The sequence below is a fragment of the uncultured Olsenella sp. genome (assembly GCF_959602185.1).
Lineage (GTDB): Bacteria > Actinomycetota > Coriobacteriia > Coriobacteriales > Atopobiaceae > Olsenella_I > Olsenella_I phocaeensis.
This window is the reverse complement of the sequence record NZ_CAUGRZ010000001.1, coordinates 62,786-75,380: the sequence shown is the minus strand read 5'-3', so window position 1 is coordinate 75,380 and position 12,595 is coordinate 62,786. Positions and strand designations below refer to the sequence as shown.

Below are 12,595 nucleotides of genomic sequence, written 5' to 3'. Positions count from 1 at the left end.
GGCTTACTCTATCGAGAAGACCACCGGGTAGAGGGGCTGCTCGCCGCGGTGCGCGTCGACCTCGAGGTCAGGCTGGGCCTCCTCGATGGCGGCCACGAGCTCTTCGAAGGCCTCGTCGCCGAGGTCGGAGCCTGCGAGGATGGTGAGGGTGTCCCCCTCCTCCTCTTCCTGCATGCGGGCGATGACGTCGAGGGTGACCTGTCGCACGTCGCTGCCCACGACCTCGATGGCGCCCCCCTCGATGCCCATGACGTCGCCCGCGTGGATGGGGGTGCCGTCCGCTGCGGCGGAGTCGCGCACCGCGGTGGTCACCTCGCCGTCACGGATGGTGCCGATGGCCTCTCCCATCTGCTCGACGTTGGCCTCGAGTCCCTCTTCGGCGTCCGCCGCGAACATGGCGGCAAAGGCCTGGAGGACGGTCTTGGTCGGGACAACCGCCGCCTCGACGTCCGTGCAGGCGCTGACGGCGGCCTCGGCGGCCATGCGGATGTTGCCGTTGTTGGGAAGCACGATGACGCTCGTGGCGTTGCAGGCCTCGATGGCCTCGAGGATGTCTGCCGTGGAGGGGTTCATGGTCTGCCCGCCGGACACGATGACGTCGACGCCCAGCGAGCGCAAGATCTCGGCCTGCCCGGACCCTGCGGCGACGGCCACGAAGCCCAGGCCCTTCTTGGGGGCGGCGTGACGCGGCGAGGACTCCTTGTCCTCGCGGATGCCCTCGGTGCGCTCCTGTGCCTCGAGGTCCATGTTGTGGACGAACACGTTGAAGATCTGGCCGCGGTGCAGCATGTGGCGCAGGACGCGGTCGGGCCTGTTGGTGTGCACGTGGATCTTGTAGTCGGGGTTGGTGCCCACGAGGAGCTCGCAGTCGCCCATGGAGCTCAGGTACTTGAGGTTGGCCTCCTCGTCGAAGTCCTGGCTGTCGGCATGGAAGAGGAACTCGGTGCAGTAGCGGAACTCGGATCCCTCCCAGTCGTCGTTGATCTCTATGTCGACGACGTTGGCGACCTGCGCCTTGGCGCTCGTGGGGGTGACGCTGGTGTCGAAGTCCGAGACCTCGCCCGCCTTGCCCTCGTAGGCGTTGACGAAGGCCTCGATGAAGGTCGCGAGGCCGAAGGCGCCAGAGTCGACGACGCCGTTCTCCTTGAGGACGGGCAGGAGGTCGGGGGTGCGGGCGACGGACTCGTAGGCCTCCACCACGATGGCGTCGAGGGCCTCCTGGGGCGTGGCCTTGGCCCTCTCCATCTGGTCCGCCCTGGCCGAGACGTCCTTGAGCACGGTGAGGATGGTGCCCTCAACGGGCTTGCGCACGGCCTTGAAGGCCACCTTGACGCCGTTGCGCAGCGCCGAGGCGATGTCCGCCGTGGTGGCGTCCGGGCCCTTGGCGCCGGTGAGGCCCTCGGCCACGCCGCGCAGGATCTGGCTGGTGATGACGCCCGAGTTGCCACGGGCGCCCATGAGCGAGCCATGGGTGATGGCCTTGGCGATGTCGTTCACCGAGGCGTTGGCGGGGAGCGACTCGACCTCCTTCACCACCGTGCCCAGGGTGAGGGACATGTTGGTGCCCGTGTCGCCGTCAGGGACCGGGAAGACGTTGAGCTTGTTGATCTCGTCCGCCTTGTCGGCGACGACCTTGGCGGCGACGGGGAAGCAGCTGCGAATGGTGTTGGCAATCATGATCTGGAGAACCTCGGTTCCTCTCGTATCGTGGGGCACGCCTAGCGGGCGGTGCGCATCCCCTCGACGTGGACGCGTACCTCGACGTTGTCAAGCTCGGCAATCTGCCTGAGGATGAACTTGACGGCGCTCACGAGGTTTTCTGACACGGACGCCATGTTCACGCCCTGCTCAACGACCACGTGGAGGTCCACCTTGACGATCTCCCCCTCTGCGGAGACGCCGACGCCCTTGCGCAGGCGGTAGGTCGGAAGGAGGTGGGCAGGACCCTCCTGCTCGTCGGTGACCGCCATGCCCACCACGCCGTAGCACTCGAGGGCGGCATAGCCCGCGAGGTCGGCGATGCAGTCGTTGGACACCTTCAGGGTTCCGGGGACGACCATTGCCATAGCTTCTCCTCTCGCTTGGTCGATGTTCGACCGGCGCATTCATTCATAGAAGTCTAGCACGCGAGGCATGCGGCGCAGGAGGACAACCCGTACGCCCGGCCCACAGCCCGACGCCGCTGCCGTGGAAAGTCCACGCGAACGCCACCGCAGCCCGTCTCCCGTCTGCTAGTATCTTTCGTCGGTGACACGGGGCGGACTCCCCCGGAATGCTCTGCCACCAAAGGTCTTGTGGTCTGGCTACAAAACGCACACAAGCTGTCGCGCTTTGTTCTTGCATGCCGCTGGTCCTGTGCTATATTTGGACAGCTTTTGGTAATTGCTGGCGCCTTGCGCCACCCTATGGAGGTCGTAAACATGTCGAAGGTATGTGATATCTGCGGTAAGCACGCCGTTGCTGGTCGCTCCATCAGCCACTCCCACCGCACAGTCGCCCGCAAGTTCAAGCCCAACATCCAGCGCGTCACCGTCGTCGTCGACGGGCGTCCGCAGAAGAAGAACGTCTGCACCCGCTGCCTGAAGAAGGGCAACCTGGCTCGCTCCGTCGCCCAGGCGTAGCGCGGCGCGCGACATACCGGCGATTCCTCGGAGGCCCCTCGGGGCCTCCTTTCTTGTGCGTCACAGGCGGCTGCCCGCGGGGCGTCGCGCACCCCTCCCCACGGCCGCCGCGGACCTAGATGACGAGAAAGACGGCCAGCACCCCCTCGTGGCAGGTCACGCTCGCGTCAGGCACGCACACGACGTTGGACACCCCCTCGTCCCCAAGCAGGGGAAGCGCGCGATGGTCGAGCTCCCACCTGAGCCCCCGCTCGCTCAGCACGCAGCCCGGGGAGAGGGCGATGGCAGAGAGCGTGCGCCCCTGCGCCTCAGGACCCAGCTCCCAGCTGGGCCGGCCCGTCGGCGAGAGGACGCGGCACTCGAAGCCGTCCTCCACGAGGCGAGGCCGCGCGTCGGCGGCGGAGGCGAGCTGGCCGACGACGGCCAAGGCGTGGTCGCTCCTGCCCCCCGACGCGCAGCAGAGCGTGAGCTCGAGCGCCTCCCGCCTGCGAGCCGCCTCGTTGCGGGCACAGGCTATGGCGATGGCGAGGTCGGTCGAGTACTTCTGCGAGGGGAAAGCGATCCTGGTCCGCGCCACCCCCTCCGCCCAGGCCCGGGCCGAGCCCCCCACGGAGTCGAAGTCGCCGCAGAAGGCGTCGGGCACGACGCCGGCGGCACGGAGGGCCTCGGCACCCCTGTCCGCCGCGACCACGTAGTCGGCATCCCGTGCGAGACGTGCCACGAGGCCGGGCGAGCTCGGTTCGGGGGAGCCGTCCACCACGAGCGCCCTGAGGGTGCCCCGCGTGCGCGGGGGCACGGGCTCGAGGTCGCGGATCAACGCCAGCGAGACGTCCACGTACCCATGCGAGAAGATCGTGGATGCGTCCTCGCAGAGCGCGCGGTCGCGCCCGCCCCCCTCGCTGTAGACGCAGACCGTGGGGAAGCCCGCCCGGCGCGCGGAGCCCAGACCGAGGGGATCGTCCTCAAAGACCCAGGTGGCACTGACGTCGCAGCCCAGGCGCTGCGCCGCCTCGAGGTACACGTCGGGATGGCCCTTGCCCTTGCCGCACCCCTCTGCGGAGACGACGAGCTCGAAGAGCCCGAGCAACCCTTGGACCTCGAGCGCCTCGCGCACGAGGTCGGCGCTCGTGGAGCTCGCCACGGCGAGGTGGATGCCCGCATCATGCAGCTCGAGCAGGAGCTCGCGCGCGCCCTCGACGGGCCGCACGCGCTGCCGATACCCCTCGAGCGCCCTGCGTCGCAGGTCGCGAAGGATGCATTCCGGCTCCTCCCGCATTCCGTAGCGCTCGTGCAGAAGGCGACACATCTGGACCAGGGGCACCGACTCGACCTGCGCGTAGACTTGCCCTGGGTCTGGCGCTCCCCCGTCCTCGAGGAGCTCGAGGACGGCCTCTCTCCACATGGGCGCGGAGTCGAGGATGGTCCCGTCCAGGTCGAAGATCGCCCCGTCTATGCGCATGGCGTCAGCCCTCCCAGCCGCTGGTTGCAGGATTCATGGTAGCAGCCGCTCGGCGGCGGCCCCGGCGCAAGAGCCGGCCACACTTGGGTACAGTAGCCCACGTGGCCGTGAGGCCGCTTTTTGTGCACGCACTCTTCCGGAGGATTCACATGGCTCGCTATGACTACAAGTGTCCCTCGTGCGGGACCCGCTTCGAGGTGGAGCATCCCATGAGCGCCCACCCCAGCGTCAGCTGCCCCAAGTGCGGCAGCAAGGCCCAGAAGGTCTTCTCCAGCTCGGGAATCGTCTTCTCGGGATCCGGCTTCTACAACACCGACCAGAGGGGCAAGAAGTAGCGCGCCTGGTCGCCACCCGACTCCCACGGAAAATCGGAGTAGCGGCCGCGTCACCATAGCAAGAGCGGGGAGGAGGCCCGTCTGGCAGCTGTCCGGACGGGCCTCCTCTCGTGCGTCCGTCAACCGAAGCCGCTATCCCAACCTGCACAGGCGCGCCATGAAGTGACCGTCACAGAGCGGGGAGCCGAGCCGGTTCGCGCGCGAGGTCCTCAGGAAGCCCTCGGGGGTGAGCATGGAGCGCGCCAGGGCGAGCTGCTCGGGGGCGAGGACGCCCGTGGCGGGTGCGTCCAGCGGACCAGCGAGGCTGAATTCTCGCCCGACGTCCGAGGCGAGAAACGCCGCGACGACGTCCTCATCCTCCTGTCTCAGCTCCGAGCAGGTCGAATAGACCAGACATCCCCCGACCTCGACGCGACGGGCCACGGCCCCAAGGAGTTCGAGCTGGAGCTTCGGGAGCTCGCGCAGGGCCGCCTCCTCCCCCAGCGACCAGGCGACCTCGGGATGGCGGCGCAGGGTGCCGCTGCCCGAGCAGGGGGCATCCAGGAAGGCAAGGCGGAACTCTCCCCTGAGCCCTTCGGGAAGCGACTCGTCGGCTCCCGAGAGGGTCCTGCCGTCCAGGGCGTGGCAGCTCGCACGCCCGGCAAGCCCCACGGACCCCAGGCGTCGTGCGGACGAGGCGCTCTTGTGCGGGTCGCTCTCCACGCAGGCCATGCGAAGGCCCACGTCGAGCGCCCTGGCGGCGGACTGCAGGAGCAGGCTCTTGGTGCCCCTGCCCTGGCCGACCTCGAGGAGCCTTCCTCCCCGGGGGCAGGCGAGCCAGGCGACGACCTGCGCCGCGAGGTCGGCGGGAAGGACGTCGGACGTGCGCACCAGACCGGAGCCAGCGAGGGCTGACGGGCGGCCGAGCCTGAAGGCGGCCGGCCACGGGAGCGGCTCCGGGGCGAGTCCTGCCGCCTCGAGGGCCAGGCGAGAGGGGCCCTCGCCCTGCACTACGAGGTTGCCAGCCACGCAGGGCGTGGAGGGCTCGAGGGAGCCGAGCGCGACGGCGGCGGCGCGGGAGGCGCCGAGGGAGGAGACGAGCTCGCGGGAGAGCCAGCCGGGAAGGCAGCAACCGAGCGAGATGTCGCCTGCCAGGGAATCGGGGGTGGAGCCCTCGTCGACAGGCCGTCCTCCGGGGGCCGCGGCCGCGTGGAGGCGGTCGCGCGCCTCGGCCAGGCGGGGCCGGTCCTCCTCCGCGATGCGGCGCAGGACGGCATTGGCGAGGCCGGCGGCGCGGGGGCTCGCCTCGCGGGCCAGCTCGACCCCCTGGCTCACGGCCGCCTGCGCGGGGGCGGAGAGGAAGAGGAGCTCGAAGGCAGCGACTCTCAGGGCGTCACGCAGCCGGGGCTCGAGCCTCATGCCACGACGGAGATGCCCGTCGATGACCCCGTCAAGGCCGCCGGAGCAGCGTGTCACGCCCAGCACCAGGCGGGTGGCGAGAAACCGGTCGCGGGGCTCGAGGGCGTCAAGCCCCTCCGAGGCCCTCATGAGGTCGCGTGCGCGGGCAGAGCGACGCCGGCATTCGCCCAGCAGGCGCAGGGCCGCCCTCCTGGCGGCGGTCGCCCTCGCCATGCCTATGCGCGCTCCCAGCCAAGGTCCCTCTTCTGGAGTCCCGCCGCCCAGGCAGAGACGTCCATCTCGCGCTTGCCGTCGGGCTTGACCCGCAGGAGCTCGATGGCCCCGTCGGAGCAGCCCAGGAACACGCGTCCCTTGCGGACCAGCACGCCGCCCTGGGATAGCGCCTCGCCAGAGACGCGCGCGTCGAGCACGCGGACCCCCTTGCCCTGGAGCGCCATGCGGGCCGGCGCGGCGTCGAGGGACGCCTGGACGCGCCTGCGGTTTGCCAGACGGCCGTCCGCAGGGTCGAGGAGCATCTCTCGCTTGTCGATCTTGCGGGCATAGCTCACCTGCGACTCGTCCTGGTCGACCCAGCGGGCCGTCCCGTCCTCCATCTGCGCGAGGGCCAGGAGCAGCTCGTCTGCCCCCAGCTCGGCAAGCTCGGACATGACCGTCGCGCAGGGCTTCTCGCCCACCTCGACCGACGCCTGCCTGCAGTAGGCGCCGGCATCGAGCTCGTGGACAATGCGCATGATGGATATGCCCGCGCGCTCGTCGCCCTCGAGCACCGCCCTCTGGATGGGCGCGGCGCCGCGCCAGCGGGGCAGGAGCGAGCCGTGCACGTTGACGCAGCCCATTCGCGCGATGCCCAGGAGCTCGTCGGGCAGGATGCAGCCGAAGGCCGCGACGGCCACGGCGTCCAGGTCGAGGTCGCGCAGGCGATCGAGGAGCTCCAGCGTCACGCGCCTCGCCTCGGCCACCTCGAGCCCGAGCTCGAGGGCCGCCGACTTCACCGCGGAGGGCACGAGGGCCCTCCCGCGGCCGCGCACGGCATCGGGCCGCGTCACGACGAGCGCGACCTCATGGACGGCGGCGAGCTTCCTGAGGGAGGGCACGGCGAAGTCTGGCGTGCCCATGAATGCCAGGCGCATCTGCGGCTCCCCTTCCGACTAGTCTACGGAGACGTCGCCGGGACGGGCGCCCGCGGCCGTGGCCTCCTGATAGGCCCTCATGGCGGCGATGCGCTGGCCGGCGCTCAGGTGGTCGACCATGGTCACGCCGTGGATGTGGTCGATCTCGTGCTGGAGGCAGACGGCCATGAGGTTGTCGCGGGCTTCGTACTGCATGAGGTCCCCGTCCAGGTTGAGGGCCTGGACCACCACGTGGCTGGGTCGCCTGACGGGAACCGTGATGCCGGGGAACGACAGGCAGCCCTCGCCCGTCTCGCGCTCCTCGCCGTCGGCGACGACGATCTTGGGGTTGATGAGCACGTAGGGGTTCTTGCCGCTGGGGCCGGAGTAGTCGACGTCTATGACGACCATCTGGACGAGCTCGCCGAGCTGAGGGGCCGCCAGGCCGCAGCCGTCGGCGGCGTACATGTCGTCCAGCATGCGGCGCGCGAGCCTCTTGATGCGCTCGTCGATGGCCTCGATGGGCGCGCACTCTGTCTTGAGCCGCCCGTCGGGGGCGCGGACGATGTCTTCCAGTGCACTCATTGCATGGCTCCTTGCTATGTGGGGGGCGCCGGGGGCGCCACGCTTTGTCCAGGCTATGTTACTACCCCAGCGACATGCCTCCCAAACCGCCGTCGCATGGGCCAGGGACCCTACATCAGGTCGTACGCGTCCACGTCGATGGCGACGCTCACGCCGCGGGGGACGTCCAGCCCCCGCACGCAGGACTGCAGGAGCTCCCCTGGCTCGGAGCCCAGGGGGGCCTTCACGAGCAGGTGCCGGCGGATGCGGTCCTTCACGTGGGCCTTGAGGCAGTCGGTGGGACCCAGCACCTCCCATCCCCGCCTCCCCTCCACCCTCTGGCGGACGGCGTGGGCCAGGGAGGCAATCGCCCCCGTCACGGCGGGGGCGCTTCTCCCCCAGACGACGACGTTGGCCAGCCGCGAGTAGGGCGGGTAGTTGCCCTCCTCGCGGTCCCTGAGCTCGGGCTCGAGGAAGAGGGACCTGTCGTGGTCCGCCACGGCCCGGATGGCGGGATGGCTCGCCCAGTAGGTCTGGATGATGACCTCCCCCGGGACCTTCCCCCTGCCGGCGCGCCCGCTCACCTGCTCGAGCAGGTCGTAGGTACGCTCGCCCGCACGGAAGTCGGGCAGCTTGAGCGTGGTGTCCGCGTTGATGACGCCGACCAGCGTGACCTCGGGGAAGTCCAGCCCCTTCGCGATCATCTGGGTGCCCACGAGCACCGCGCACTCCGCGGCGTCGAACTCCTCGAGCAGCCGCTGGTGGTCCCCCTTCCCGCGCGTGGTGTCCGCGTCCATGCGAATCACCTGGACCCGCCCGCCCAGGAGCAGCGAGAGCTCGTCCTCGACGCGCTGGGTGCCCACCCCGAAGGCCGCCAGGTAGCGGCTGCCGCAGTTGGGGCAGGTCGTGGCCGGGTTGGGCCAGGCGACGACCGGCCAGCTCCTGCCGCAGCTGTGGCACATCAGCGAGTGCGTGCGCTCGTGGTAGGTGAGCGAGGTGGAGCAGTGCGGGCACTCGGGCACGCAGCCGCAGTCGCGGCACATGAGGAAGTTGGCGAAGCCTCGGCGGTTGAGGAGGAGGACGGCCTTCTCCCCTCGCTGGACCACGCCCTCCAGGGCGTCCCTCAGGGGTGCCGAGAAGATCGACTTGTTGCCCCCGGCGAACTGCTGCGTCATGTCCACCACGCGGACGCGGGGAAGCACAGCCGAGCCCGGACGCTCCGGCATCGGGACGCGCGTCCACGACACCCCGGCGTGCGAGCCCTGGCGGCAGCGCAGGAGGCTCTCGAGCGAGGGGGTGGCCGACCCCAGGACGAGCGGGCAGCCGCGCAGGCGGGCGAGGCGGGCCGCGACCTCGCGGGCATGGTAGCGGGGGGCCGACTCCTGCTTGTAGGACAGCTCGTGCTCCTCGTCGATGATCACGAGCCCCAGGTCCGACACGGGCGCGAAGAGCGCGGAACGGGCGCCCACCACGACGTGCACGCTGCCCTGGCGCACCAGGTCCCATTGGTCGAAGCGCTCCCCGGCAGAGAGCCTCGAGTGCAGGATCGCGACGTCATCGCCGAAGCGCGAGCGGAAGCGGCCCACGGTCTGGGCGGTAAGCGAGATCTCGGGCACGAGGACGATGGCGCCCCTCCCCTGCCCCACGCAGCGCTCGATGGCGGCGAGGTAGACCTCGGTCTTGCCGGAACCCGTCACGCCGTCCACCAGGACGACGTCGCCGGCGCCGGCCTCGGTGGCACGGGCAATCTCTGCGAGGGCGTCCCGCTGGCCCTGGGTCAGGCGCTCGGGCCGGCGGGCGACGGCGCTCGAGAGCGTGGTTCCCGTCGTCCCGCGCACGCGGCGCCTCTCCTCTATCTGGACGACGCCATGGCGGGCGAGGGCCTGCGCCGCGGCGACGCTCCCCGGCATCGTGGCCGAGAGCTCCGCCAGACGAAGCGGACCGGAGGCGAGGGCCTCCATGACCTGGCGCTGGCGCGAGGCGTTGGCGCGAGGGCGCCAGCCCTCGGCCTTGGGGGTGAGGGACGCCCAGCGCTCGTCGACGGGCCCGCTCTTCTCGCATACGAGCTCCCAGGGGTCGTCCGAGCCCCTGCGACGCACGCGGACCGTCTGGCCGGGGGCGAGGAAGGGACGGACGGCGTCGCAGAGGGTGCAGCCGTACTCGTGTGCCATCCAGGCGGCAAGTCGGGCCGAGACCTCGTCGAAGGCGGAGTCTGCCAGCACGCGCGCGACGCCGAGGAGCTTGTGCGCGGCGACGCCCGCGGGAGGCTCGTCCGACACCGACATGACGTAACCCACCACGTCGCGATGTGAGAAGGGCACGAGGACGGTGGCGCCCACCGCGCAGGACGTCGAGAGCTCGGGAGGGATGACGTAGCTGTAGCAGCCGTCTATCGCGCGCGTGGGGATGTCCAGCGCGACCGAGGCGTAGGCGTATGGCATGTCGCCCCTCCCTCCCGTTGCCGTGTCGTTGTTGCCTTGCAGGCGAGGCCTGCGTTGGAAGTCGATTGTAGCCGCAACGCGGATGGGGGCGGGGGCCTGGCGGCGGGCGCGAAGGGTGGCGCTGAAGACAGCACGGTGACAGCGCGGAAGGCGGCGCCGAAGACAGCATTCTGTGAGATTTGCTGTCTTTCTCGCCCCTCAACAGGCCAAACGCCAAAATCGACAGCATTCTGCACAGAATGCTGTCTTCGCGAGAGATGCTGGCGTCATCCATGGGCAGGCGGAGGGTCGAAAAAGCAGGCCAACGGCAAATGCGTCGCTGGCCTGCTGCTCTTGTGGTGGGCCCAGCAGGATTCGAACCTGCAACCCAGGGATTATGAGTCCCCTGCGCTAACCGTTGCGCCATGGGCCCCTATGAAAAAGGCGGCGACCGAAGCCGCCGCCACGTTTCTCGTGGTGGGCGATGCTGGATTCGAACCAGCGACCCCTTCCGTGTGAAGGAAGTGCTCTACCCCTGAGCCAATCGCCCTTAGCGCGTTAGCATCTTATCAGATGCCCCGACGGATGTCAGCAAAAAATTTGTCAGAGTCCGTCCCCTCCCCAAACGGGCAGCGCGTCTGCGACCGCAATGGATGGGCACAAGGAGGAGGAGTTCGACCTCAAGAAGCGGGAGCTGCTGGGAATCTAGGCACCCCTTCCCGCATCGGTCCGCAGGCGAGAGGAGATTCGAAATTCTCGCTTGAACTGCTTCGCGGGATAGTGCTACTATGCACAAGCGCTGCGCGGGTCACCGCGTGGCAGACATAGCGGGTGGTGGCGCAGCTTGGTAGCGCACTTGACTGGGGGTCAAGGGGTCGCTGGTTCGAATCCAGTCCACCCGACCAGAAAATAGCAGGTCAGAGGTCAAAAGCCTTTGACCTGTTTTTGTATGTACCAAGGGGAATGTGGCTCTACGTCGGGCGTGCGCCAAAATCTGCTGCCCCTTTTCACCTATTTTCGAATCGGCGAGCGTCCACTGATTTATGCGCCATGCATGAGCGCATCGGGGAACACCACTTGCTGTCGAATCTGTCCCTACAGCTCCAGAATCCTGCCGATCTCACGGACACACCGCATTGAGTCCTCCGCCGTCACGACCGCGGCGTAGGGGTTAAGCCTCACGTATGCCTTCCAAATTCGTGCAATCTCTGTCGAATTCTCTATTTCGCGACTCACGCGCTCGTAGTCTCTCATCATGTGCCAGGTCCCTCGGTGCTCGGACGTACGACGCAGTGCGTTCGCGAGGACGTCCCACCTGATTTCCCGTTCGTACAGTCTCGTGAGGGTCGCAAGGTCGTACAAATCGCGGGCGCGGGTCGTCGCGGCACCACGCTTGACAATCGACTCGAACTTCTCTGCGATGCACGTCTCGAGGGGATACGACATCACATGAATCGTGCCCTCCTCGAAAAGAGTCGGGAACTCATACTCAACCTCATGCGGGGTAATAACGTCACCCGTCGTGACGTCTATTTTGAGTGGCGTCCTCATGCGTCCGAAGGAGGCGATGAGGTGGGCTCGCAATCCACCGTAGTCGTCATCCTCGCGAATGGGCTCTACGCGCTCGAGCTTGCAGGTCACATCGTCGTCCAGATCTTCAGCGCAGATTTCCTCTGTTGCTATTGAGAGGTTCTCCGCGTCAAGCTTCATTGCCCGCACCGTTGCATCGAGATCCATGGTCGTTCGCTGGGCCACGCCCAACATGGCAGAAAGCAGAAGACCACCCTTTATGACGAAGTGCTCGCGATACCTAGTCCTCTCGAGCCTCATCAGGAAGTGCTCGAAGAAGTAGCGCTGCATCAGCTCCTGGGCTGACAGTCCATGCTCCTTGGCGAGTGCCTTCGCCTTGCCACGCAGGCTCGCGTCGCTCTTGATGGTCACGAGAGCACCTCCAGGTAGGTCTGAAGCTCAGGCGAGATGCCCATGGCGTTGGCGTATCGCGCAAGCCGGGGAAGATCCTTGTTTGGCAAGGAGAAGTACGAGCCCATCGCTTGGCCCAGAAGCTGCGCGTCGGCCTCATCACGTCTGCGGGAGAGCACCAGGTCGCAGATGCTACGCTCGCAGTCGTGGAGGGCGAGCGGAGTTCCGGTGGGAGAATGCCCGGAGGACACCCCAAGGCCGTAAAGCGCCTCGTTCTCGTGCGTGACGAGGCAGTTGGGAAACTCCTCCGTTATGTGTCCCTCCTTGTAGCCCCGCGGGAGTGCAACCTCGTACACACCGGGGACGAAGTCCACCAGACCGTGCAGGTAGAGCGAGCTGCTGCAGCGAAACACCGCCCTCGGCCACCTCAGCGCGATTACGGCGAAGTCATCCGGCGGCGTCTCCGTAAGGGCATACACCCCACGACTCTCGAGCACCGCGACCCCCTGCGAGACGAGCAGCTGGAGCATACTCGAAGAGAAGCCCGCCTCCCGGGCCTGCTTCGTGGTGATTCGGCCTGCGCAACCTTGCATGAGGGATATGAGCTCATCCTTCTTCGTAGCTTCCTCCTATGGTAAGATATACCAAAATATATTAATAAATTTGGTACATCTTACCATTTTAGGCGTTAGGAAAAAAGTGTTCCACAATCAGGCGTGACATAACCGAGCAATTCGATCCTACGACCTACCTTCCTCCATGAGACCGC

At 67.9% G+C, this 12,595-nt stretch carries 11 protein-coding genes and 3 tRNA genes; 3 read left to right on the top strand and 11 right to left on the bottom strand.

The genetic code is table 11. The annotated features are described in order from the left end of the window. Positions 1–3: 3 nt before the first annotated feature. Positions 4–1,677, bottom strand: coding sequence for a DAK2 domain-containing protein (locus Q5923_RS00345; RefSeq protein ID WP_303131362.1), 1,674 nt, complete (start codon positions 1,675–1,677; stop codon positions 4–6). A 41-nt stretch (positions 1,678–1,718) separates the two neighbouring features. Continuing rightward, the gene (locus tag Q5923_RS00340) at positions 1,719–2,066 is read right to left on the bottom strand and encodes an Asp23/Gls24 family envelope stress response protein (protein WP_009279325.1); all 348 of its coding nucleotides are present in this window, start codon (positions 2,064–2,066) and stop codon (positions 1,719–1,721) included. Positions 2,067–2,420: 354 nt separating this feature from the next. Here Q5923_RS00340 and rpmB point away from each other — a divergent pair, with 354 nt between their 5' ends. Continuing rightward, positions 2,421–2,621 carry a 50S ribosomal protein L28 gene (rpmB, locus tag Q5923_RS00335; protein WP_009279326.1) on the top strand — a complete coding sequence of 67 codons (201 nt, stop codon included), beginning with the start codon at positions 2,421–2,423 and terminating at the stop codon, positions 2,619–2,621. A gap of 115 nt (positions 2,622–2,736) precedes the next feature. On the opposite strand, the gene Q5923_RS00330 is transcribed toward rpmB, so the two are convergent. Continuing rightward, positions 2,737–4,080 carry a thiamine diphosphokinase gene (locus Q5923_RS00330; protein WP_303131359.1) on the bottom strand — a complete coding sequence of 448 codons (1,344 nt, stop codon included), beginning with the start codon at positions 4,078–4,080 and terminating at the stop codon, positions 2,737–2,739. Between the two features lie 149 nt (positions 4,081–4,229). On the opposite strand from Q5923_RS00330, the gene Q5923_RS00325 reads away from it, so the two are divergent. Next, positions 4,230–4,415 carry an FmdB family zinc ribbon protein gene (locus Q5923_RS00325; protein ID WP_009279328.1) on the top strand — a complete coding sequence of 62 codons (186 nt, stop codon included), beginning with the start codon at positions 4,230–4,232 and terminating at the stop codon, positions 4,413–4,415. Positions 4,416–4,547: 132 nt separating this feature from the next. Here Q5923_RS00325 and Q5923_RS00320 read toward each other — a convergent pair whose 3' ends face one another. From Q5923_RS00320 to Q5923_RS00295, 6 genes are all read right to left on the bottom strand, one after another. Beyond that, positions 4,548–6,026, bottom strand: coding sequence for a transcription antitermination factor NusB (locus tag Q5923_RS00320; RefSeq protein WP_303131357.1), 1,479 nt, complete (start codon positions 6,024–6,026; stop codon positions 4,548–4,550). 2 nt (positions 6,027–6,028) lie between these two features. After that, on the bottom strand, positions 6,029–6,943 hold the full coding sequence (gene fmt / locus Q5923_RS00315; protein ID WP_303131356.1) for a methionyl-tRNA formyltransferase: 915 nt from the start codon (positions 6,941–6,943) through the stop codon (positions 6,029–6,031). A gap of 18 nt (positions 6,944–6,961) precedes the next feature. Next, positions 6,962–7,507 carry a peptide deformylase gene (gene def, locus Q5923_RS00310; RefSeq protein ID WP_303131354.1) on the bottom strand — a complete coding sequence of 182 codons (546 nt, stop codon included), beginning with the start codon at positions 7,505–7,507 and terminating at the stop codon, positions 6,962–6,964. 110 nt (positions 7,508–7,617) lie between these two features. Next, positions 7,618–9,927 carry a primosomal protein N' gene (gene priA / locus Q5923_RS00305; RefSeq protein WP_303131352.1) on the bottom strand — a complete coding sequence of 770 codons (2,310 nt, stop codon included), beginning with the start codon at positions 9,925–9,927 and terminating at the stop codon, positions 7,618–7,620. Positions 9,928–10,263: 336 nt separating this feature from the next. Beyond that, a tRNA-Ile gene (locus Q5923_RS00300) sits at positions 10,264–10,339 on the bottom strand. A gap of 42 nt (positions 10,340–10,381) precedes the next feature. Next, positions 10,382–10,456 (bottom strand) — tRNA-Val (locus Q5923_RS00295). A 278-nt stretch (positions 10,457–10,734) separates the two neighbouring features. Between Q5923_RS00295 and Q5923_RS00290 the strand changes: the two genes are divergently transcribed. Continuing rightward, positions 10,735–10,811 (top strand) — tRNA-Pro (locus Q5923_RS00290). Positions 10,812–11,001: 190 nt separating this feature from the next. Here the strand turns inward: Q5923_RS00290 and Q5923_RS00285 are convergent. Both Q5923_RS00285 and Q5923_RS00280 read right to left on the bottom strand, forming a co-directional pair. Then, positions 11,002–11,847 carry a nucleotidyl transferase AbiEii/AbiGii toxin family protein gene (locus tag Q5923_RS00285; RefSeq protein ID WP_072499945.1) on the bottom strand — a complete coding sequence of 282 codons (846 nt, stop codon included), beginning with the start codon at positions 11,845–11,847 and terminating at the stop codon, positions 11,002–11,004. After that, positions 11,844–12,356, bottom strand: coding sequence for an abortive phage infection protein (locus tag Q5923_RS00280; RefSeq protein WP_072500468.1), 513 nt, complete (start codon positions 12,354–12,356; stop codon positions 11,844–11,846). The genes Q5923_RS00285 and Q5923_RS00280 overlap by 4 nt, the downstream gene beginning before the upstream one ends. Between the last annotated feature and the right edge of the window lie 239 nt (positions 12,357–12,595).

What these genes read in the sequence shown, in the direction of transcription:
- priA (WP_303131352.1), bottom strand. Translation starts at nt 9,927, where the DNA reads ATGCCATACGCCTACGCCTCGGTCGCGCTGGACATCCCCACGCGCGCG.
- fmt (WP_303131356.1), bottom strand. Translation starts at nt 6,943, where the DNA reads ATGCGCCTGGCATTCATGGGCACGCCAGACTTCGCCGTGCCCTCCCTC.
- Q5923_RS00280 (WP_072500468.1), bottom strand. Translation starts at nt 12,356, where the DNA reads ATGCTCCAGCTGCTCGTCTCGCAGGGGGTCGCGGTGCTCGAGAGTCGT.
- Q5923_RS00340 (WP_009279325.1), bottom strand. Translation starts at nt 2,066, where the DNA reads ATGGCAATGGTCGTCCCCGGAACCCTGAAGGTGTCCAACGACTGCATC.
- Q5923_RS00325 (WP_009279328.1), top strand. Translation starts at nt 4,230, where the DNA reads ATGGCTCGCTATGACTACAAGTGTCCCTCGTGCGGGACCCGCTTCGAG.
- Q5923_RS00345 (WP_303131362.1), bottom strand. Translation starts at nt 1,677, where the DNA reads ATGATTGCCAACACCATTCGCAGCTGCTTCCCCGTCGCCGCCAAGGTC.
- Q5923_RS00320 (WP_303131357.1), bottom strand. Translation starts at nt 6,026, where the DNA reads ATGGCGAGGGCGACCGCCGCCAGGAGGGCGGCCCTGCGCCTGCTGGGC.
- def (WP_303131354.1), bottom strand. Translation starts at nt 7,507, where the DNA reads ATGAGTGCACTGGAAGACATCGTCCGCGCCCCCGACGGGCGGCTCAAG.
- Q5923_RS00330 (WP_303131359.1), bottom strand. Translation starts at nt 4,080, where the DNA reads ATGCGCATAGACGGGGCGATCTTCGACCTGGACGGGACCATCCTCGAC.
- rpmB (WP_009279326.1), top strand. Translation starts at nt 2,421, where the DNA reads ATGTCGAAGGTATGTGATATCTGCGGTAAGCACGCCGTTGCTGGTCGC.